This is a genomic window from Brotonthovivens ammoniilytica (assembly GCF_025566885.1).
Lineage (GTDB): Bacteria > Bacillota > Clostridia > Lachnospirales > Lachnospiraceae > Brotonthovivens > Brotonthovivens ammoniilytica.
Genome location: NZ_JAOQJQ010000002.1, coordinates 666,937 through 686,918 on the forward strand (window position 1 = coordinate 666,937; position 19,982 = coordinate 686,918).

At 40.7% G+C, this 19,982-nt stretch carries 31 protein-coding genes; 27 read left to right on the forward strand and 4 right to left on the reverse strand.

Translation table 11 applies throughout. The features are described 5' to 3' along the window. Nucleotides 1–14: 14 nt before the first annotated feature. Both OCV88_RS07585 and OCV88_RS07590 read right to left on the reverse strand, forming a co-directional pair. Nucleotides 15–1,022, reverse strand: a complete 1,008-nt coding sequence (locus OCV88_RS07585; RefSeq protein ID WP_158424896.1) for a sensor histidine kinase — start codon at nucleotides 1,020–1,022, stop codon at nucleotides 15–17. Between the two features lie 3 nt (nucleotides 1,023–1,025). Beyond that, nucleotides 1,026–1,724, reverse strand: a complete 699-nt coding sequence (locus OCV88_RS07590; RefSeq protein ID WP_158424897.1) for a response regulator transcription factor — start codon at nucleotides 1,722–1,724, stop codon at nucleotides 1,026–1,028. A gap of 228 nt (nucleotides 1,725–1,952) precedes the next feature. On the opposite strand from OCV88_RS07590, the gene cysK reads away from it, so the two are divergent. Together cysK and OCV88_RS07600 are read left to right on the forward strand one after the other, a co-directional pair. After that, nucleotides 1,953–2,888, forward strand: coding sequence for a cysteine synthase A (gene cysK / locus OCV88_RS07595; protein ID WP_158424898.1), 936 nt, complete (start codon nucleotides 1,953–1,955; stop codon nucleotides 2,886–2,888). Between the two features lie 165 nt (nucleotides 2,889–3,053). After that, on the forward strand, nucleotides 3,054–3,830 hold the full coding sequence (locus tag OCV88_RS07600) for a C39 family peptidase (RefSeq protein ID WP_158424899.1): 777 nt from the start codon (nucleotides 3,054–3,056) through the stop codon (nucleotides 3,828–3,830). A gap of 35 nt (nucleotides 3,831–3,865) precedes the next feature. Here the strand turns inward: OCV88_RS07600 and OCV88_RS07605 are convergent, their stop codons facing one another. Next, entirely contained in the window at nucleotides 3,866–4,531 is a 666-nt protein-coding gene (locus OCV88_RS07605) for a DUF4097 domain-containing protein (protein WP_262590944.1), read from the reverse strand. Nucleotides 4,532–4,624: 93 nt separating this feature from the next. Here OCV88_RS07605 and OCV88_RS07610 point away from each other — a divergent pair, with 93 nt between their 5' ends. Beyond that, nucleotides 4,625–5,443, forward strand: a complete 819-nt coding sequence (locus tag OCV88_RS07610; RefSeq protein ID WP_262590945.1) for a MerR family transcriptional regulator — start codon at nucleotides 4,625–4,627, stop codon at nucleotides 5,441–5,443. Between the two features lie 78 nt (nucleotides 5,444–5,521). Here the strand turns inward: OCV88_RS07610 and OCV88_RS07615 are convergent, their stop codons facing one another. Beyond that, entirely contained in the window at nucleotides 5,522–6,397 is an 876-nt protein-coding gene (locus tag OCV88_RS07615) for a class I SAM-dependent methyltransferase (protein ID WP_158424902.1), read from the reverse strand. A 516-nt stretch (nucleotides 6,398–6,913) separates the two neighbouring features. On the opposite strand from OCV88_RS07615, the gene rpsJ reads away from it, so the two are divergent. The 24 genes from rpsJ to map all read left to right on the forward strand — a co-directional run bounded on the left by rpsJ (nucleotide 6,914) and on the right by map (nucleotide 19,977). Further along, the gene (rpsJ, locus tag OCV88_RS07620; RefSeq protein ID WP_158424903.1) at nucleotides 6,914–7,225 is read left to right on the forward strand and encodes a 30S ribosomal protein S10; all 312 of its coding nucleotides are present in this window, start codon (nucleotides 6,914–6,916) and stop codon (nucleotides 7,223–7,225) included. Nucleotides 7,226–7,443: 218 nt separating this feature from the next. Then, nucleotides 7,444–8,121 carry a 50S ribosomal protein L3 gene (gene rplC / locus OCV88_RS07625; protein ID WP_158424904.1) on the forward strand — a complete coding sequence of 226 codons (678 nt, stop codon included), beginning with the start codon at nucleotides 7,444–7,446 and terminating at the stop codon, nucleotides 8,119–8,121. A gap of 30 nt (nucleotides 8,122–8,151) precedes the next feature. After that, the gene (gene rplD / locus OCV88_RS07630) at nucleotides 8,152–8,772 is read left to right on the forward strand and encodes a 50S ribosomal protein L4 (RefSeq protein WP_158424905.1); all 621 of its coding nucleotides are present in this window, start codon (nucleotides 8,152–8,154) and stop codon (nucleotides 8,770–8,772) included. Continuing rightward, complete coding sequence (rplW, locus tag OCV88_RS07635; RefSeq protein WP_158424906.1) at nucleotides 8,772–9,071, forward strand: 50S ribosomal protein L23; 300 nt, start codon at nucleotides 8,772–8,774, stop codon at nucleotides 9,069–9,071. The genes rplD and rplW overlap by 1 nt, the downstream gene beginning before the upstream one ends. Nucleotides 9,072–9,227: 156 nt before the next feature. Further along, a complete protein-coding gene (rplB, locus tag OCV88_RS07640; protein WP_158424907.1) occupies nucleotides 9,228–10,070 on the forward strand; it encodes a 50S ribosomal protein L2 in 843 nt (280 codons plus the stop codon). 57 nt (nucleotides 10,071–10,127) lie between these two features. After that, nucleotides 10,128–10,409, forward strand: a complete 282-nt coding sequence (gene rpsS, locus OCV88_RS07645) for a 30S ribosomal protein S19 (protein WP_158424908.1) — start codon at nucleotides 10,128–10,130, stop codon at nucleotides 10,407–10,409. A gap of 21 nt (nucleotides 10,410–10,430) precedes the next feature. Further along, nucleotides 10,431–10,817: a 50S ribosomal protein L22 gene (gene rplV, locus OCV88_RS07650; protein ID WP_158424909.1), complete on the forward strand. Its 387-nt coding sequence runs from the start codon at nucleotides 10,431–10,433 to the stop codon at nucleotides 10,815–10,817. 10 nt (nucleotides 10,818–10,827) lie between these two features. After that, nucleotides 10,828–11,481 (forward strand): 30S ribosomal protein S3, encoded by a 654-nt coding sequence (gene rpsC / locus OCV88_RS07655; protein WP_158424910.1) that lies wholly within the window; start codon nucleotides 10,828–10,830, stop codon nucleotides 11,479–11,481. Next, nucleotides 11,481–11,906, forward strand: coding sequence for a 50S ribosomal protein L16 (rplP, locus tag OCV88_RS07660; RefSeq protein ID WP_158424911.1), 426 nt, complete (start codon nucleotides 11,481–11,483; stop codon nucleotides 11,904–11,906). Before rpsC ends, rplP begins: the two co-directional genes overlap by 1 nt. 1 nt (nucleotide 11,907) lies before the next feature. Continuing rightward, entirely contained in the window at nucleotides 11,908–12,111 is a 204-nt protein-coding gene (rpmC, locus tag OCV88_RS07665) for a 50S ribosomal protein L29 (RefSeq protein ID WP_158424912.1), read from the forward strand. A gap of 28 nt (nucleotides 12,112–12,139) precedes the next feature. Further along, a complete protein-coding gene (gene rpsQ / locus OCV88_RS07670; RefSeq protein ID WP_158424913.1) occupies nucleotides 12,140–12,397 on the forward strand; it encodes a 30S ribosomal protein S17 in 258 nt (85 codons plus the stop codon). A 15-nt stretch (nucleotides 12,398–12,412) separates the two neighbouring features. Then, nucleotides 12,413–12,781, forward strand: coding sequence for a 50S ribosomal protein L14 (rplN, locus tag OCV88_RS07675; RefSeq protein ID WP_158424914.1), 369 nt, complete (start codon nucleotides 12,413–12,415; stop codon nucleotides 12,779–12,781). A 7-nt stretch (nucleotides 12,782–12,788) separates the two neighbouring features. After that, nucleotides 12,789–13,100, forward strand: a complete 312-nt coding sequence (gene rplX / locus OCV88_RS07680; RefSeq protein ID WP_158424915.1) for a 50S ribosomal protein L24 — start codon at nucleotides 12,789–12,791, stop codon at nucleotides 13,098–13,100. 22 nt (nucleotides 13,101–13,122) lie between these two features. Continuing rightward, nucleotides 13,123–13,662 (forward strand): 50S ribosomal protein L5, encoded by a 540-nt coding sequence (gene rplE / locus OCV88_RS07685; RefSeq protein ID WP_158424916.1) that lies wholly within the window; start codon nucleotides 13,123–13,125, stop codon nucleotides 13,660–13,662. 18 nt (nucleotides 13,663–13,680) lie between these two features. Further along, complete coding sequence (locus tag OCV88_RS07690) at nucleotides 13,681–13,866, forward strand: type Z 30S ribosomal protein S14 (RefSeq protein ID WP_158424917.1); 186 nt, start codon at nucleotides 13,681–13,683, stop codon at nucleotides 13,864–13,866. A gap of 310 nt (nucleotides 13,867–14,176) precedes the next feature. Then, nucleotides 14,177–14,578 (forward strand): 30S ribosomal protein S8, encoded by a 402-nt coding sequence (rpsH, locus tag OCV88_RS07695; RefSeq protein ID WP_158424918.1) that lies wholly within the window; start codon nucleotides 14,177–14,179, stop codon nucleotides 14,576–14,578. Nucleotides 14,579–15,033: 455 nt separating this feature from the next. Then, nucleotides 15,034–15,573 (forward strand): 50S ribosomal protein L6, encoded by a 540-nt coding sequence (gene rplF / locus OCV88_RS07700; RefSeq protein ID WP_158424919.1) that lies wholly within the window; start codon nucleotides 15,034–15,036, stop codon nucleotides 15,571–15,573. A 19-nt stretch (nucleotides 15,574–15,592) separates the two neighbouring features. Beyond that, nucleotides 15,593–15,961, forward strand: coding sequence for a 50S ribosomal protein L18 (rplR, locus tag OCV88_RS07705; RefSeq protein WP_158424920.1), 369 nt, complete (start codon nucleotides 15,593–15,595; stop codon nucleotides 15,959–15,961). 18 nt (nucleotides 15,962–15,979) lie between these two features. Continuing rightward, nucleotides 15,980–16,489 carry a 30S ribosomal protein S5 gene (gene rpsE, locus OCV88_RS07710; protein WP_158424921.1) on the forward strand — a complete coding sequence of 170 codons (510 nt, stop codon included), beginning with the start codon at nucleotides 15,980–15,982 and terminating at the stop codon, nucleotides 16,487–16,489. 13 nt (nucleotides 16,490–16,502) lie between these two features. After that, on the forward strand, nucleotides 16,503–16,685 hold the full coding sequence (gene rpmD, locus OCV88_RS07715) for a 50S ribosomal protein L30 (RefSeq protein WP_158424922.1): 183 nt from the start codon (nucleotides 16,503–16,505) through the stop codon (nucleotides 16,683–16,685). Between the two features lie 25 nt (nucleotides 16,686–16,710). Beyond that, on the forward strand, nucleotides 16,711–17,151 hold the full coding sequence (gene rplO / locus OCV88_RS07720; protein WP_158425000.1) for a 50S ribosomal protein L15: 441 nt from the start codon (nucleotides 16,711–16,713) through the stop codon (nucleotides 17,149–17,151). Continuing rightward, nucleotides 17,151–18,467: a preprotein translocase subunit SecY gene (secY, locus tag OCV88_RS07725; protein ID WP_158424923.1), complete on the forward strand. Its 1,317-nt coding sequence runs from the start codon at nucleotides 17,151–17,153 to the stop codon at nucleotides 18,465–18,467. Before rplO ends, secY begins: the two co-directional genes overlap by 1 nt. 87 nt (nucleotides 18,468–18,554) lie before the next feature. Continuing rightward, the gene (locus OCV88_RS07730; RefSeq protein ID WP_158424924.1) at nucleotides 18,555–19,199 is read left to right on the forward strand and encodes an adenylate kinase; all 645 of its coding nucleotides are present in this window, start codon (nucleotides 18,555–18,557) and stop codon (nucleotides 19,197–19,199) included. Between the two features lie 4 nt (nucleotides 19,200–19,203). Then, a complete protein-coding gene (gene map / locus OCV88_RS07735; RefSeq protein ID WP_158424925.1) occupies nucleotides 19,204–19,977 on the forward strand; it encodes a type I methionyl aminopeptidase in 774 nt (257 codons plus the stop codon). Nucleotides 19,978–19,982 lie beyond the last annotated feature (5 nt).

Sequence of the window (19,982 nt, forward strand, 5' to 3'; positions counted from 1 at the left end):
AAATGAAAGGTGCGTTATTCCACCTTAAGGGGGCGGGTTTTTAAGTCCAGATAGAAAGTAGTACCGCATCCGATCTGGGATTTAACAGACAATGTATGAGACAGCTTCCGGGCAATCTGCTGACACAGATACAGCCCCAGACCGGTGGACTTTCTATCTGTGCGTCCGTTATAGCCGGTGAAGCTGTTTTCAAAAATTCTGGGAAGATCTTCCTTTGCAATTCCAATGCCGGTGTCGGAAACGGAAAGAACCTGATTTTGATCTACTGCAATGGTGATGCTGCCCTCCTTTGTGTATTTTACTGCGTTAGACAGCAGCTGCTCAAGAATAAAGGACAGCCATTTTTCATCGGTGAGTACACTTTGATGTGTCGGTTCATAGATCAGGCGGAGCTTTTTTTGAACAAACTGTCCAGCATATTTGCGGACAGCCATGCGGATCACCGTATCTAAGTCACAAGGCTTTAAAATAAAGTCAGATGAGGGACTGTCAATTCTGAAATAGCACAGAACCATTTCCACATATTGTTCTATGCGGAACAGTTCGGATTTCAGCTGACGGTTTTTTTGAGTATCTTCTTCCTGAAGTAAAAGGCTCATTGCGGCAATGGGAGTCTTAATTTGATGACACCAGGTTGTGTAATATTCAATCAGGTTATTTTTCTGCATCTGTTCCGCTGTAATTTTTTGTGAATAAAGGCGGTTCAGGGAATGGACCAGGGTTTGATAATCCTTTTCAATCAGGGATCCGGGCTGTGGCAGCTGGTTTGTCATCAGAATAATACTGTTCCTGGCAATCTGAAGCTGTCTGTGGAGCTTGTACCAGCCGGGAAAGCGCAGCAGTGCCAGTATGATACCAAGAATCAGACAAAGTACGGCAGCATAAAGCACAGCCTCAAGCTCCAGACTGTACAGAGAAAAAACACAGAGGAACAGTCCGACGCACAGCAGAAAAAAGCTCCATGTAAATTTATGCTGTGCAAGGTATGATAAAAAAATCTTAAGTTTATGTTCTTCTTTCATAGCTTAAAAATCTCCACTGCCCGGACTTGATTCTTCAATTATGTAACCAAGTCCCTTTTTTGTAGTAATAAAATCGGATAAACCCGCCTGCTCTAGTTTCTTTCTGAGACGGGAGATGTTGATGGTGAGCGTGTTTTCATCAACGTAACAATCTGTTTCCCACAGTTTTGTCATCAGAGTGTCTCTGCTGACAATTTTCCCCTTGTTTTCCATAAGTGTCTGGAGGATTTTATAATCATTTTTTGTCAGGGAAATTTTTTGATCCTGATAAGTTAAAGTGGTATCACTCATATTCAGGATGGCGCCCCGGTGTTCCAGAAAAGAGGTGTGCTGTCCGAAATCATAGGCCCTGCGCAGCAGCGCCAGGACTTTGGCGGTCAGCACGTCTAAATCAAAGGGTTTGGAAATAAAATCGTCTCCCCCCATATTGATGGCCATGACAATATTCATATTATCTGACGCCGAAGAGATAAAAATAACAGGAATTTTGGAAAGCTTACGGATCTCTTCGCACCAGTAATAGCCATTAAAAAAAGGAAGAGAAATATCAAGCAGAACAAGATGGGGATCAAAAGAAACGAAGTCAGTTAGTACCTTCTGAAAATCAGTTACCAGACGGACTTCGTGATTCCAGACCGCCAGATGATCGCTGATTGCCCGGGCGATCACAAGGTCGTCCTCTACAATTAATATTCTGTGCATTGTATATCTCCTTTATAGTATAGTAAATGCTGTTTGTCATTTGGGTTTACATACTATTATAGTATATTATAAAAAGAAATAGTGTATTTTAAACAGAAATCCTGAAATGGTGTGGAAAATGAATGCATTTTTGGTTATATTAATAAGAAACACTAAAAATGGCCTGTATCATATGATATGCCTGCAGAAACTATTTGGGATATAGTTAATAGAAATGGAGTAATAAAAATGGTTAAAATACACAAAAATGTTATGGAACTCATTGGAAAAACACCTTTAGTAGAGCTTTCAAAAATAGAAAAGGATTATCAGATTGAGGGGCGGCTGCTGGCTAAGCTTGAGTACATGAATCCGGCGGGGAGTATTAAAGACCGGACCGCAAAAGCTATGATTGAAGATGCGGAGCGAAAAGGTCTGCTGAAACCGGGAGCAACGATTATAGAACCAACTTCCGGGAATACAGGGATTGGTCTGGCTCTTGTTTCGGCTATTAAAGGATATCATTTAATTCTGACTATGCCTGAGACTATGAGTGAAGAGCGCCGCAATCTGTTGAAAATATATGGAGCAGAGATTGTATTAACTCCGGGAGATCAGGGGATGTCCGGAGCTATTGAAAAAGCAAAAGAACTGGTGAAGGAAACAAAGGGAAGCTTTATGCCGTCCCAGTTCGAAAACCCGGCCAATGCAGCTATACATCTGAAAACTACCGGGCCGGAGGTGTGGATGGATACAGACGGCCGCATGGATATTTTTGTGGGCGGAGTAGGAACCGGAGGAACCATAACGGGAGTAGGAGAATATTTAAAATCTATGTTTCCTGACGTTCATATTGTGGCAGTGGAACCTGAAACATCAGCAGTATTGTCCGGCAAGGCTGCAGGAAAACATGTAATACAGGGAATCGGGGCCGGGTTTGTCCCGGAGCTGTTGAACACGGAAGCTTATGATGAAGTATTTCCGGTTGATAATGAAAGCTGTTTTTGCATGGGCAGAGAACTGGCTCAAAAGGAAGGGATTGTGGCAGGCATTTCATCTGGGGCCGCTGTGTATGCAGCTGTCCAGGTGGCAAGACGGCCGGAGAATCAGGGAAAAACGGTAGTTGTTATTTTGCCGGACAGTGGTGACCGGTATTATTCTACACCACTGTTTCAGGAGCCGTAAGATGAATTACTTATGAGAATGGAAGAAATTCCCTGGGGGTTTAAGTGCAGCTTCACGAAGCCTTAAGGTTTTCTATATACTTTTAAGATTTTTTTGTGTAATAATAATTTTAACATACGGTTGATATGCAGCCGGCATACACAAAACAGTTGGAGGTACAATAAGATGGGAAGAAGATATAGAAAACGTAAAAAAAGAAGAATGGGTCTGGTGATAGCAGCCATTGCGGCGGCGGTTCTTTTTACTACTGCCTTAAAATATCAGGAAGGCGGAAGCTTTGGGAGCGGCAGAAACGTTGCCCAGGCAAGACAGGAATTAAGAAAACATTCAGATTATCCCAAATCCCTGGAAACTTTGCTGGAAAATAATCCGGAAACAGCGGACTTTGTGAAAAATTATGGAAACGAAGCCGGAAAACATCATAAGATAGATCTTACTAAGGAAGTAAAACAAGGAGAAATTCCTCTGTTTCTGCAGTGGGACCAGCGCTGGGGCTATGAATATTACGGGAACGACATGATTGCAGTGGATGGCTGCGGTCCCACATGCCTTTCCATGGTTGTGGCCGGGCTGACACAGGATGCGTCCTTTAGTCCGCTGAAAGCTGCCCAATTTGCAGAACAGAAAGGATTCTATGTGGAAGGGAGCGGTTCTAGCTGGAGTCTGATGTCAGAGGGAGCGCAAAAACTTGGATTGACTGCAAATGAAATTTCGCTGGATGAGAGCGTTATCCGCAGAGAGTTACATGCAGGTCACCCTATTATTTGTGTTCTGGGGCCTGGGGACTTTACAAGTTCGGGGCATTTTATTGTATTAACGGGTATAAATAATGACGGAACGGTAAACGTAAATGATCCTAACAGTAAAATCCGGAGCGGGAAAACCTGGGATTTACAAAGGATTATGGGGCAGGTGCGGAATCTGTGGTCTTACCAGGTATAACGGTAAGGATAATAAAAAATATAAAGGTGCCGGTTTTATCTTGATTTTTGAAAATCAATTTGAATATCTCCGTTATTGACTTTGACGTTTAATGTTTTCGTACCATTTCCGGCCTGTTCTGGGAGGGTGCTTTCCCCTTTTTTGATATTGCTTGTAATAAGAAAATCATCATATCCCCCAACGACAGTGCCTGAGATGGAGCCGTTTTTTGTCTCCAGCTGAATGCTTTTGCCCACCGCTAAGGATTCAAACGTAATACTGCCATTGTTAGCATAGGCTGAGACCGAATCAGTGATGGAGAGGGATGGAAGATTTATATTTTCGTTTGTTGTACTTATCTTTAGAGAAGAGATCAGGCTGTCGGGAATGGACAGATCTATAGTGCGATCTTCTAAAGATGCATTTTTGCCGAAGAAATCTTTGGCTTCTTTATCAGTCTCTGTCTGCATGGATAACGTGCTGTCTTTTGTTGTGATATCGTAAAATTCTTTTTCGTTTTCATGATATGTGATATGAATCTGATCATCCGAAGATGGCGAAATATTTATCTTTCGGTCTTTGACATCAATGTTTACCGCAGAAATCCCGGCTGTGTCTGCAGAGTATGTTTTTTCTTTAAAGTCTGACTGCTGGGGGCTGCATCCGGCAAGTAAAATCAGACAGAATAAGGAACCTGCAAAAAGCAGTGGTAATTTTTTCATGGGGTCTTCCTCCTTTAAATTGAAATTTATTTTCAAATGATTTACGATAGTAACTATAAAGTCTTGTGTAACACAAGAGTCAAGAGGTATTGTATGGAGAATTATTATTCTATAGGAGAGGCGTCTGCAAAAACGGGATTGACTATTGAAACCTTGAGACATTATGACCGGATTTTGCTGGTGAAACCAGCTAAGAAGGATCCCTGGACCGGATATCGGTATTATTCGAAGGATGATATTATCCGTCTGAATACCATTCAGGCTCTTAGGTGTATGGATTTATCTCTAAAAGAAATCAAAACCTGTTTGGAATATGACAATCTTAAACAGGTAAGTGCATTTTTAAAGCAGGCCGAGGCCCAGGCGGATAAAAAAATGGAAAAACTTTTGCATGCAAAAGAAAAAATACATCTTGCAAGACAACAATATGAGCAGGCGGCAGAACATAACGAAGGGCCGGTAAACGCATATTTTCTGCAGCAGTTTGAAAAGAGAATCATTATGATATCCGATACACTTAAATATCCAAGTCTGGATGTGTTGTGGAGTTACCTCCGGCATTTCTATGGACAGATACCGGAGCAGGATAGAAAACCGTATCAGTTTGAAGATCTGGCGGGAATCTTTCTGGCAAAAGGAAAAACAAGAATGTTTGCGGTGTGCAGCCAGTATCCTGAGGATGCAAGGCTGCAGGAACTGCCGGCGGGGACATATCTGTGTGGGGAATGTACAGAAGCAGACCGGGAGCAGGTATTAGAAAAAATGCTGGAAAAGGTGGAAATGCAAACCGGGAAAAAGCCTGAATATGTCCTGCAGATGGTAATGATCAATGGAATTTTACAGTGGAAATATCAGCTGCAGATATACTGTGGAGAATACGGGGATAAAAAAAGCCGGCCAACTAATCAATGATTCGTTGACTGGCTGTATGGGGTGCAGATTCGGGTTTCAACTATAGATATCCGGTTTTGGAAGAAAAATGCAGCTGTTTTAATTATGAACGGTTGTATCTGACTGCCAGCGTCCGGAGGCACCGCAGGGGAGTACAAGACCGTTAGAGGAGACGGGAAGTCCCACTTCCTGTGCATCTACTGTTCCGCAAAACCGCTTCATTTCTGTTCCAAGCATATAGGCAAGAACGGCAGGCTGAAGTCCTGTTGTATAGGAATTAATTAGGAAAAACAGCGGATGATCAGATAAGATCTGGGTACATAATTTTACCAGTGGATGAATAGCGTCTTCAATTTTCCAGATTTCACCTTTAGGCCCTCTTCCATAAGAAGGAGGATCCATAATAATAGCATCGTAATGATTTCCCCGGCGGATTTCACGTTCTACAAATTTCACACAGTCGTCTACCAGCCAGCGGATGGGGGCATCGGAAAGACCGGATGCAGCAGCATTTTCTTTTGCCCAGGCAACCATACCCTTGGAAGCATCCACATGGGTAACGCTGGCTCCTGCAGCTGCCGCAGCTAATGTTGCGCCTCCTGTGTAGGCAAATAGGTTCAATACTTTTATAGGGCGTCCTGCATTTTGGATCAGATTAGAACACCAGTCCCAGTTTGCCGCCTGTTCCGGAAACAGCCCTGTGTGCTTAAAGCTAAAGGGTTTTAGTTGAAAGGTCAGATGCTTGTAATGGATCGCCCATTGCTCTGGCAGGTCAAAAAACTCCCATTCTCCCCCGCCCTTTTTGCTTCGGTGATAATGGGCATTCATTTTCTTCCAGCCTTTCTGTGTTTTGGGAGTATCCCAGATAACCTGGGGATCCGGGCGGACAAGCAGATAGCTGCCCCAGCGTTCCAGCTTTTCGCCTTTTGAACAGTCTATTACTTCATAATCATTCCATTGGTCTGCAATCCACATTTTTTTATTTCCTTCCTGAGATGTGTTTCTTCTATATAATATAGTAGTAAAAATAAAACGAATATAATCGAAAAATGATTGTACAAAATAGCAGGATGCCATTCTGACTTTTTTATTATATTGGGGAACGGATGGAGCGTCAACTAAAAATCAGCATACCATCTAAAAAACACAAGTCAGATTCGTATAAAATGCTAAAAATAAATTGTATTAAAAAAAATACAATTTTATTTTTGGAATTGGTAAAAAAATGCTTGAAATGGAAAGATATATCTATTATACTAGATTTTGCTGTGGCATGATAGCGATGAAGCATGAGGTTGCTGCCCATGGGGCAGGTTTTTCTGTGGAGCGAATGTCAAGTTAGGAAACTGACGGCAAGTCACTGTACTTCGTAAATATCGTCTGTGTAAAGCAGAAACGACGTGTGAGAACCATTAGGATACACACGGGAGAGTGTACAGTCACCGCTTGTCGTACTGAATTTAAAAGTGCGAAAAGGAGGCGACTTTTTTTATGGCAAGTCAAAAAATGAGAATCACATTGAAAGCATATGATCACGTATTAGTTGATGCATCTGCAAAGAAAATCATCGAAACTGTAAAGAAAAATGGATCACAGGTGAGCGGACCGGTACCACTTCCTACAAAGAAAGAAGTAGTAACCATCTTAAGAGCTGTTCACAAATATAAAGATTCCAGAGAACAGTTCGAACAGAGAACTCATAAGAGACTCATCGACATTGTAGCACCAACTCAGAAAACAGTTGATGCACTGTCAAGATTAGAAATGCCGGCTGGTGTTTACATCGACATCAAGATGAAATAGAACACTTAGCGATTGGCAAGCCGAAAAACACTTAGCGATTGGCAAGCCGACAGGCAAACATCAAATAAGGTAAAATCCTGAAGGGTTATATATAGAAGCAACACATTCTTGAAGGAATCAACATGTTCGAAAGAATTTATAGTGTTCCACTTATATACGACTGTTCTAGGATGAACGCATATGCGTTCCGCTGTAGAGAAAACAGGAGGTAAATAAGAATGAAGAAAGCTATTTTAGCGACAAAAGTCGGAATGACTCAGATCTTCAACGAGGACGGAGTTTTAATTCCGGTAACTGTATTGCAGGCAGGACCTTGCTATGTAACACAGATCAAAACAGTTGAAAACGACGGTTACAGCGCAGTACAGGTTGGTTTTGTTGACAAAAAAGAAAAAGTTGTCAGCAAAGATGCAACAGGAAAAAAAGAAGTAAGAAACAGACATGGTGTGAACAAAGCAGAAAAAGGCCACTTTGACAAGGCTGGTGTATCCGGTAAGAGATACGTTCGCGAATTCAAATTCGAGAATGCAGCTGATTATAAACTGGCTGATGAAATCAAAGCAGATATTTTCGCTGCAGGCGATAAAATTGATGCAACTGCTATTTCCAAAGGAAAAGGTTTCCAGGGTGCCATTAAGAGATTTGGTCAGCACAGAGGACCTATGGCTCATGGTTCTAAATTCCATCGTCATCAGGGTTCAAACGGTGCCTGCTCTTCCCCGAGTAAAGTATTTAAGGGCAAAGGAATGCCTGGACATATGGGAAGCAAAAAAATCACTGTTCAGAACTTAGAAGTAGTTCGCGTTGATGCTGAGAACAATTTACTTTTAATCAAAGGTGCTGTACCAGGACCTAAGAAATCTTTAGTGACAATCAAGGAAACTGTAAAAGCATAGGATTCTTGATTAGGAAAGGAGGACACACAGATGGCTAACGTATCTGTTTATAATATGGAAGGCAATGAAGTTGGCAGCATGGAACTGAATGACGCAGTCTTCGGCGTAGAAGTAAATGAGCATTTAGTACACATGGCAGTAGTTCAGCAGCTTGCAAATAATCGTCAGGGAACACAGAAGGCAAAAACACGTTCTGAAGTTCGCGGCGGCGGAAGAAAACCTTGGAGACAGAAAGGAACCGGTCATGCAAGACAGGGTTCAACAAGAGCTCCTCAGTGGACAGGCGGCGGAGTTGTATTTGCTCCGACACCAAGAGATTATTCTTTTAAGATCAATAAAAAAGAAAAAAGAGCAGCATTAAGATCTGCTTTAACATCCAGAGTTGCAGATAACAAATTTATCGTATTAGATGAACTGAAATTCGATGCAATCAAAACAAAGGATTTCGTAAAAGTTATGAACAACTTAAACGTATCCAAAGCTTTAGTAGTTATGAATGACAATGACGTGAATGTAGTAAAATCTGCATCAAACGTTCCTGGTATCAAAACTACAGTAACAAACACATTAAATGTGTATGATATTATGAAATATGACACAGTGGTTACAACAAAGGCTGCTGTTGAATCTATCCAGGAGGTGTATGCATAATGGCAAACGTTCAGTATTATGATGTAATCCTCAAACCGGTTGTTACAGAAAAAAGCATGAATATCATGGCAGAAAAGAAATATACATTTCTTGTTCATCCGGAAGCAAATAAAACAATGATTAAAGAAGCAGTTGAGAAAATGTTTGACGGCGTAAAAGTTGCAGATGTGAAAACGATGAACTGCGAAGGCAAGAAAAAAAGACGTGGAATGACAGTTGGAAAAACTGCTAAAACAAAAAAAGCAATCGTTCAGCTGACAGAAGAAAGCGCAGAGATTGAAATCTTTGCAGGATTATAATCCACGCTGGAACTAGGCACAGTAAAGTGCGGGCTGAGAGCAACTTAATGAAAACGAAGTTTGAATTTAGTGCGAAGCCGTTCTTTGAGATTTGCAAAAGCGAGGCTTGAGCTTAGCGAAAAGAACTTCCTTATTAGAGACGAAAGGAGATTCATTATGGGAATCAAGACATATAACCCATATACACCTTCCAGAAGAAATATGACAGGTTCTGATTTCTCTGAAATCACAAAGAAAACTCCTGAAAAATCACTGGTGGTATCACTGGAGAAACATTCTGGAAGAAATAATCAGGGTAAAATTACAGTTAGACATCGCGGCGGCGGTGCAAGAAAGAAATACAGAATCATCGACTTCAAAAGAAGAAAAGATGGTATTCCTGCTACAGTAGTAGGCATTGAATATGATCCGAACAGAACCGCAAATATTGCGTTGATCTGTTATGCAGATGGTGAAAAAGCATATATCATTGCTCCGGAAGGCCTGAAAGACGGAATGAAAGTTATGAATGGACCGGAAGCAGAAGTTCGTGTTGGAAACTGTCTCCCGCTGGTAAATATCCCGGTAGGTACACAGGTACACAACATTGAGCTGTATGCCGGAAAAGGCGGACAGTTAGTTCGTTCCGCAGGCATGAGCGCGCAGCTGATGGCGAAAGAAGGAAAATATGCAACATTAAGATTACCATCTGGAGAAATGAGAATGGTACCTCTTAATTGCAGAGCGACTGTTGGTGTTGTTGGAAACGGAGATCACAGCCTGATCAATATTGGTAAAGCCGGCCGTAAACGTCATATGGGTATCCGCCCCACAGTACGTGGTTCGGTTATGAACCCCAATGATCATCCACACGGCGGTGGTGAAGGTAAGACAGGTATCGGACGTCCAGGTCCATGTACTCCCTGGGGTAAACCTGCTCTCGGCCTGAAGACAAGAAAGAAACACAAACAGTCTAACAAACTTATCGTAAGAAGAAGAGACGGTAAAGCAATTAAATAAGGACACCCGGCAGGCTTTTAACAGCCCGCCGCACGGGTGAAAATCAGGAGGTAAAATATGGCTCGTTCATTAAAAAAAGGACCATTTGCAGATGAAAGCTTACTGAAAAAAGTAGACGCTATGAACGCTGCTGGCGACAAACAGGTAATCAAAACCTGGTCCCGCCGTTCTACAATCTTCCCGCAGATGGTTGGACATACAATTGCAGTTCATGATGGAAGAAAACATGTTCCTGTATATGTGACAGAAGATATGGTAGGACACAAGCTCGGTGAGTTTGTTGCTACAAGAACATACAGAGGACATGGAAAAGACGAAAAGAAATCCAAAGTAAGATAGTTTTGAAAGGAGGTTTTATCCATGGCAAAAGGACATAGATCCCAAATTAAAAGAGAAAGAAACGCTCAGAAAGATACCAGACCTTCAGCAAAATTATCTTTTGCTAGAATGTCAGTACAGAAAGCCTGCTTCGTTTTAGACGCAATCCGTGGAAAAGACGTTACAACAGCTTTAGCAATCGTTGCTTACAATCCAAGATACGCTTCCGGCGTAATTGAAAAATTATTAAAATCAGCTATCGCAAACGCTGAAAACAACAATGGTATGAAAGTGGAAGACCTTTATATTGCAGAATGTTATGCAAACAAAGGACCGACAATGAAACGAATCAGACCAAGAGCACAGGGTAGAGCTTATAGAATCGAAAAGAGAATGAGCCACATTACAATCGTGCTCGATGAAAAATAGGAGGTAAAAAATGGGACAGAAAGTAAATCCTCATGGCTTAAGAGTCGGTGTTATTAAAGACTGGGACTCCAAATGGTATGCGGAAGCTGATTTTGCAGATCTGTTAGTAGAAGATTACAACATCAGAAAATTCCTTAAAAAGAAATTATACAGTGCTGGTATCGCTAAAATTGAAATCGAAAGAGCATCTGATCGTGTAAAAGTTATCATTTATACAGCAAAACCGGGTGTTGTTATCGGTAAAGGCGGCGCTGAAATCGAAAAAGTAAAAGCTGAACTTCAGAAATATACAGATAAAAAATTAATTGTAGATATCAAAGAAGTAAAAAGACCGGACAAAGATGCACAGCTTGTTGCTGAAAACATTGCAGCACAGCTTGAAAACCGTGTATCCTTCCGTCGTGCAATGAAATCCTGCATGAGCAGAAGTATGAAAGCCGGAGTACTTGGTATCAAGACTTCTGTTTCCGGCCGTCTTGGCGGTGCTGATATGGCTCGTACAGAATTTTACAGCGAAGGAACTATTCCACTTCAGACTTTGAGAGCTGACATTGACTACGGCTTTGCAGAAGCAGACACAACTTACGGTAAAGTAGGTGTTAAGGTTTGGATTTACAAAGGCGAAGTTCTTCCAAAAAAAGCAGCGGAAGGGAGCGATAAATAATGTTAATGCCAAAAAGAGTGAAACGTCGTAAACAGTTCCGTGGTTCTATGGCTGGTAAGGCGTTAAGAGGAAATAAAATCACAAATGGTGAATATGGTATTGTTGCTACAGAACCATGTTGGATCAAATCAAACCAGATCGAGGCAGCCCGTGTTGCTATGACCCGTTATATCAAACGTGGTGGTAAAGTCTGGATCAAAATTTTCCCGGATAAACCGGTTACAGCTAAGCCTGCTGAAACTCGTATGGGTTCCGGTAAAGGTGCATTGGAATACTGGGTAGCAGTTGTTAAACCAGGTCGCGTATTATTCGAAATCTCTGGTGTGTCCGAAGAAATCGCCCGTGAAGCATTACGTCTGGCTACACACAAATTGCCATGCAAATGCAAAATCGTTTCACGTGCAGACTTAGAAGGCGGTGAATAAAATGAAATCTAGTAAATATTTAGAAGAATTAAGAACACAGAGCGCAGAGGAACTGAACAATCAGTTAGTTGCTGCGAAAAAAGAACTTTTTAATTTAAGATTCCAGAATGCTACAAATCAGTTAGACAACACTGGAAGAATCAAAGAAGTAAGAAAAAATATTGCCAGAATTCAGACCGTTATCACTGAAAAGGCAAATGCATAATCAATCCTGACGGAAAGGAGATCCAATCGTGGAAGAAAGAAATCTTAGAAAAACACGTGTAGGTAAAGTTGTAAGTGACAAGATGGATAAAACAATCGTTGTTGCAGTAGAAGACAACGTAAGACATCCGCTTTACAACAAAATCGTTAAAAGAACTTATAAATTAAAAGCTCATGACGAAAACAACGAATGCGGCGTTGGCGATAAAGTCAGAGTTATGGAAACAAGACCTTTATCTAAAGATAAAAGATGGAGACTTGTTGAAATTATGGAGAAAGCAAGATAAAAGGAGGCTGCCAGCATGATACAACAGGAAAGCAGACTTAGAGTTGCTGATAACACAGGTGCAAAAGAATTACTGTGCATTCGTGTTATGGGTGGTTCTACAAGAAGATATGCAAGCATTGGTGATGTAATTGTTGCTACAGTTAAAGATGCAACACCAGGCGGTGTTGTTAAAAAAGGCGATGTCGTAAAAGCTGTAGTTGTTCGTACTAAAAAAGGCGCTCGTCGTAAAGATGGTTCTTATATCAAATTCGATGAAAACGCTGCTGTAATTATTAGAGATGATAAAACTCCAAGAGGAACCCGTATTTTTGGACCAGTAGCAAGAGAGCTTCGTGAGAAACAGTTCATGAAAATCGTTTCTCTGGCTCCGGAAGTATTATAGGAGGAACCTGACGATGTTAAAAATTAAAAAAGGTGATACAGTTAAAGTCATTGCCGGTAAAGATAAAGGTAAAGAAGGTAAAGTAATCGCTGTAAATGCGAAGAAAAGTACTGTACTTGTTGAGGGTATCAACATGATTACAAAGCATACGAAACCAAGTATGGCAAATCAGAATGGTGGTATTGTTCAGCAGGAAGGACCAATTGATATGTCTAACGTAATGTACGTTCATAAAGGAACTGCTACAAGAGTTGGTTTCAAAATGGATGGAGACAAAAAAGTACGTTACGCAAAATCAACAGGCGACGTAATTGATTAATTAGGAGAGGAGGTCCATCAAGTTGAGTAGACTGAGAGAAATTTATCAGAATGAGATCGTAGATGCTATGATCAAAAAATTTGGATATAAAAATGTGATGCAGGTGCCAAAGATTGATAAAGTTGTTATCAACATGGGCGTTGGCGAAGCAAAAGAAAATGCTAAAATTCTGGAATCAGCAATGAAAGACATGGAAGCAATTGCAGGACAGAAAGCTGTTACAACGAAAGCAAAAAATTCTGTGGCTAACTTTAAAATCAGAGAAGGTATGCCTATCGGTTGTAAAGTAACATTAAGAGGTGAGAAAATGTACGAATTCGTAGATCGTCTCATCAATCTGGCTTTACCTCGTGTACGTGACTTCAGAGGTGTAAACCCTAATGCATTTGACGGAAGAGGTAACTATGCACTTGGTATTAAAGAACAGTTAATTTTCCCTGAAATCGAGTATGATAAAGTGGATAAAGTTAGAGGTATGGATGTTATCTTCGTAACAACAGCTAAAACTGATGAAGAAGCACGTGAGTTATTAACTTTATTCAACATGCCATTCGCTAAATAAGAACAGGAGGGAACTTTAATGGCAAAGACATCTATGAAGGTAAAACAGCAGCGTAAACAGAAATTCTCCTCAAGAGAGTATAATCGTTGCAGAATTTGTGGCCGTCCACATGCATACCTTAGAAAATACGGAATCTGCAGAGTATGTTTCCGTGAATTAGCATATAAAGGTGAAATCCCAGGCGTTAAGAAATCCAGCTGGTAGGCCGAAAGCAACTTACCGAAAACGAGCAGAAAGCGAAGTTTGAGGTTAGTGCGAGGCCGTTTGCGAACCTTAATGAGTGCGGAGCACGAATTTAGTTGAGGGAACCATCCCCCAGGCAACTTACCGAAAACGAGCAGAAAGCGAAGTTTGAGGTTAGTGCGAGGCCGTTCGCGAACCTTAATGAGTGCAGAGCACGAATTTAGTTGAGGGAACCACCCCCCAGGCAACTTACCGAAAACGAGCAGAAAGCGAAGTTTGAAATTAGTTGAATTTACTTGACACATACAATTTGTAAAGGAGGAAACACACTATGACAATGAGTGATCCAATCGCAGATATGCTTACAAGAATCCGTAATGCAAATACTGCTAAACATGATACAGTAGATATTCCTGCTTCTAAAATGAAAAACGCAATTGCTGAAATTCTTTTCAAAGAAGGCTATATCGAAAAATACGATATCATTGAAGAAGGAAGCTTTAACACAATCCGTGTTACATTAAAATACGGCGCTGATAAAAACGAAAAAATTATTACAGGTCTGAAAAGAATTTCAAAACCAGGTCTTCGTGTATATGCAGGCAAAAATGAAATTCCAAAAGTACTTGGCGGTTTAGGAATTGCAATCCTTTCCACAAACCAGGGCATCGTAACAGATAAAGATGCAAGAAGACTTCAGGTAGGCGGAGAAGTATTAGCATTCGTTTGGTAGGCCGAAAGCAACTTAATGAAATCAAGTCGAAGACGCAGATTGAATTTAGTGCGAGGCCGTTCTCGAACCTTAGCGAAACGAAGTTGAGCATAGTTGAGAGAACCAACCCGTGTGCAACTTAATGAAATCAAGCCGAAGGCGCAGATTGAATTTAGTGCGAGGCCGTTCTCGAACCTTAGCGAAACGAAGTTGAGCATAGTTGAGAGAACCAACCCGTGTGCAACTTAATGAAATCAAGCCGAAGGCGCAGATTGAAAATTTATTCATATTAAAATATTGAATTATTTCCTTGATTCTTATCAGTAGAATCGAAGGTCGCGTTACAGACGATGCTGTAGGGCGAAGAAATATGAATTATCGAAGAGTATAACTCCACTGTAAGGTGGAACATACAAATAGTAACCAGATGCACGTCAGCAGAAGCTGACCAATACAAAAAAACAGGAGGTACGGGCATGTCACGTATAGGAAGAATGCCAATCGCGATTCCAGACGGAGTAACCGTAACAATCGCAGAAAATAATCAGGTGACTGTAAAAGGTCCTAAAGGAACACTAGAAAGAGTGCTTCCAACAGAGATGGATATCAAAGTTGAGGGTTCTGAGATCATCGTTAGCAGACCAAATGATTTAAAGAAAATGAAATCTTTACATGGTTTAACAAGAACATTAATCAACAACATGGTAATCGGTGTAACAGCTGGTTATGAAAAAACACTGGAAGTAAACGGTGTTGGTTACAGAGCATCCAAATCCGGTAAAAAATTAACATTAAACCTGGGATATTCTCATCCGGTAGAAATGACTGATCCGGAAGGTCTAGAAGCAGTTGTTGATGGAAATAAAATCGTTGTAAAAGGTATTGATAAAGAAAAAGTAGGCCAGTACGCAGCTGAAATCAGAGATAAGAGAAGACCTGAACCTTACAAAGGAAAAGGTATCAAATATGCTGATGAAGTTATTAGACGTAAAGTTGGTAAGACTGGTAAGAAATAATTAAAGGAGTGTGACAGGAATGGTTAATAAAAAATCTAGAACAGAAACTCGTGTAAAAAAACACAGAAGAGTTCGTAATCATTTATCAGGTACTGCAGCTAGACCACGTTTAGCAGTATTCAGAAGTAATAATCATATGTACGCTCAGATTATTGACGATACAGTTGGAAATACATTAGCGGCAGCTTCTACTTTAGACAAAGAAGTAAAAGAAGCATGCGAAAAGACTAATAACGTAGCAGCAGCAGCATTAGTAGGTACTGCAATCGCAAAAAAAGCGTTAGAAAAAGGTATTACAACTGTTGTCTTTGACAGAGGCGGATTTATTTATCAGGGTAAAGTTCAGGCGTTAGCCGATGCAGCAAGAGAAGCTGGATTAGACTTTTAACAAGGAGGAAACGAATTCATGAAACGTACAATTATTGATGCTGGTCAGTTAGAATTAAATGAAAAAGTAGTATCAATTAAACGTGTAACAAAAGTTGTTAAAGGTGGTCGTAACTTCCGTTTTACAGCTTTAGTTGTTGTTGGCGACGGCAATGGACATGTGGGAGCAGGTCTTGGAAAAGCAACTGAAATTCCGGAGGCAATCCGCAAAGGAAAAGAAGATGCAATGAAAAAACTTATTGAAGTTAAGTTAGATCCAAACAACAGTATTACACATGATACTACAGGAAAACATACAGGCGCTTCTGTACTGTTAAAAAGAGCTCCGGAAGGTACCGGTGTAATCGCCGGCGGTCCTGCACGTAGTGTGTGCGAGCTGGCAGGTATTAAAAACATCCGTACAAAATCTCTGGGATCTAATAACAAACAGAACGTTGTTCTTGCTACAATCAATGCTTTAGGACAGTTAAAATCTCCGGAAGAAGTAGCAAAACTCCGTGGTAAATCTGTAGAAGAGATCCTTGGTTAAGGAGGTAAGATCAATGGCAGATAAATTAAAAATCACACTTGTGAAATCAACAATTGGTGCTGTTCCAAAACATGTAAAAACAGTAGAAGCATTAGGTTTAAGAAAACTGAACAAAACTGTTGAACTGCCGGATAATGCAGCAACAAGAGGAATGGTTCAGCAGGTTAGACATTTAGTAAAAGTGGAAGAAATCTAATCATTTAGGATAAGGAGGTGTCATGATGGACTTATCGAACTTAAGACCAGCAGAAGGCTCAAAACAGAGTGATAATTTCAGAAGAGGCCGTGGACACGGTTCAGGAAATGGTAAGACAGCAGGTAAAGGCCATAAAGGACAGAAAGCTCGTTCCGGAGCTCCAAGACCAGGCTTTGAAGGTGGCCAGATGCCATTATACAGACGAATCCCAAAAAGAGGATTCACAAACAGAAATTCCAAAGACATTGTTGCAATTAATCTTTCCGTACTGGAAGCATTTGACAACGAAGCCGTTGTTTCTGTTGAAACTTTAATCGAAGCAGGTATTGTTAAAAACCCAAGAGATGGTGTTAAAATCCTTGGAAACGGTGAATTAACAAAGAAACTTACAGTTCAGGCAAATGCGTTCAGTGCATCTGCTAAAGAAAAGATTGAAGCTATTGGCGGAAAAGCAGAGGTGATCTAATGCTAAAGACAGTCCGTAACGCGTTTAAAGTGAAGGAAATCAGAGACCGAATCATTTTTACTTTATTGATGCTCGTTGTCATACGAATAGGTACTGAGCTTCCGGTTCCGGGCGTAAATGGCGAATTCTTTTCTAACTGGCTGGAAAACAATGTGGGTGACTCACTGGGATTTTTCAGCGCAATTACTGGCGGTTCTTTCGAGAACATGTCAGTATTTGCACTGAATATTACTCCGTACATTACCTCATCCATCATTATGCAGCTTCTTACAATTGCAATTCCGAAATTGGAGGAGATGCATAAAGATGGTGAAGAGGGAAGAAAGAAGATTACAAAGATCACTCGTTATTTAACGATTGTGCTGGCTCTTGTACAGTCAATTGCCATGGTAATCGGATTTGGCAGACAGGGATATCTGGTAGAATTTAATGCGTTAAATGCTATTATGGTAGTTGCTGCTTTAGTAGCCGGTTCTGCAGTTCTTATGTGGATTGGTGAACGGATTACAGAAAAAGGAATTGGAAATGGTATTTCGATTGTACTTACAATTAATATCATATCCAGAATCCCGTCAGACTTATCATCATTGTTTGAGCAGTTTGTTTTTGGCAAAGAAATTGCGAATCAGGTATTGAATGCTGCAATTATTATTGCGATTATTGTTGTAGTCATCATATTAGTAGTATTGCTTCAGGGAGGAATCCGCAAGATACCTGTTCAGTATTCTCGGAAGGTACAGGGGAGAAAACAGGTAGGCGGTCAGATGACTCATATACCACTGAAAATTAATACTGCAGGTGTTATTCCAATTATCTTTGCCCAGTCTTTGATGCAGATTCCGATTATGATAGCTACCTTCTTTGATCTAGGAAGCGGCGACGGTATCGGAGCAAAGATTTTGAAAATGTTATCTCAGTCCAATTGGTGTGACCCGTCACAGCCTGTATACAGCATTGGTTTGGCTGTTTATATGGCGTTGGTAATTGCGTTTGCATATTTTTATACAACTATTACCTTTAACCCTCTTGAGATTGCGGATAATATGAAAAAGCAGGGCGGTTTTATTCCGGGTATCAGACCTGGAAAGCCAACCAGCGAATATCTTACAAAAATTCTAAGCTATGTAATTTTTATGGGAGCGGTAGGATTGATTATTATTGCTGTAATCCCGATTTTCTTTAATGGTGTATTCAATGCAAATGTATCATTTGGAGGAACCTCTCTCATTATCGTGGTAGGTGTTGTAATTGAAACCATTAAACAGGTGGAATCTAAGATGCTTGAGAGAAATTACAAAGGATTTTTGAATATATAGTGCTGTATTATTGGAGATATCTGAAAACAGGTATCTCCAATCGTGCATTAAATTTGTTTATACAGATTTATATACGGAGGGAAAATAATGAAGATTATTATGTTAGGGGCACCCGGAGCGGGAAAAGGGACACAGGCAAAGCAGATCGCGGATAAATATGGGATTCCTCATATTTCTACCGGAGATATTTTCAGAGCAAACATCAAAGAAGGTACTGAATTAGGTAAAAAAGCAAAAACTTTCATGGACCAGGGACTTCTTGTTCCGGATGAACTTGTTTGCGAACTTGTAGTAGACAGAATTCAGCATGATGACTGCAAAGATGGATTTGTGTTAGATGGATTTCCAAGAACCATTCCACAGGCGGAAGCTTTGACTGCTGCCCTGGAGAAAATCGGCAGTAATATCGACTTTGCACTGGATATTGATGTTCCGGATGAAAATATTATTGATAGAATGTCTGGAAGAAGAGCATGCGTAAACTGCGGTGCTACGTATCATGTTGTGAATATTCCTCCAAAAGAAGAAGGAATCTGTGACAGATGCGGACATGAAATTGTATTAAGGGATGATGATAAACCGGAGACTGTTAAGAAGAGACTGGAAGTTTATCATGCACAGACAAAACCATTAATTGATTATTACAAGAACCAGAATATCCTGAAATCTATAGATGGCACTCAGCCAATGGATACGGTATTTCAGGTAATCGTAAACATATTAGGAGCATAAAATTATGTCAGTAACAATAAAATCTGCCCGTGAAATTGAACTGATGCGGGAAGCTTGCAGGATTATTGCAAAAATACACCAGGATCTTGGGAAAGAATTAAAACCGGGGATGACAACACTAGATGTAGACAGACTTGCGGAAGAAATGATCAGAAGCTGCGGATGTATTCCGAATTTTAAAGGTTATGGAGGATTTCCTGCCTCTGTATGCGTGTCTGTCAATGAGGAAGTAGTGCATGGTATTCCAAGTCAGACAAGAGTGATCCAGGAGGGTGATATTGTAAGTCTGGATATGGGATGTATCTATAAAGGGTATCATTCAGATGCGGCAAGAACTCATGGCATCGGTGAGATTTCAAAAGAAGCGCAGTTGCTAATTGAACGTACGCGGCAGAGTTTTTTTGAAGGCATGAAATATGCAAAGGCAGGAAATCATCTCCATGAGATTTCAAATGCAATTAGTGATTACTGTGAAAGTTTTGGTTATGGAGTAGTCAGGGATTTGGTAGGTCATGGAGTTGGTGCTAGCCTCCATGAGGATCCGCAGATTCCGAATTTCAGACAGAAAAGCAGAGGCATTAAGCTTCGCCCGGGTATGACGCTGGCAATTGAGCCTATGGTGAACGCAGGAAGATATGACGTAGAATGGATGGACGACGACTGGACCGTTGTAACCCAGGATGGAAGTCTTTCCGCCCACTATGAAAATACTGTGCTGATTACAGATGGCGAGCCGGAAATACTTACATTAACAGAAGAAGAAAAAGAACTCTGTTAAGGAGG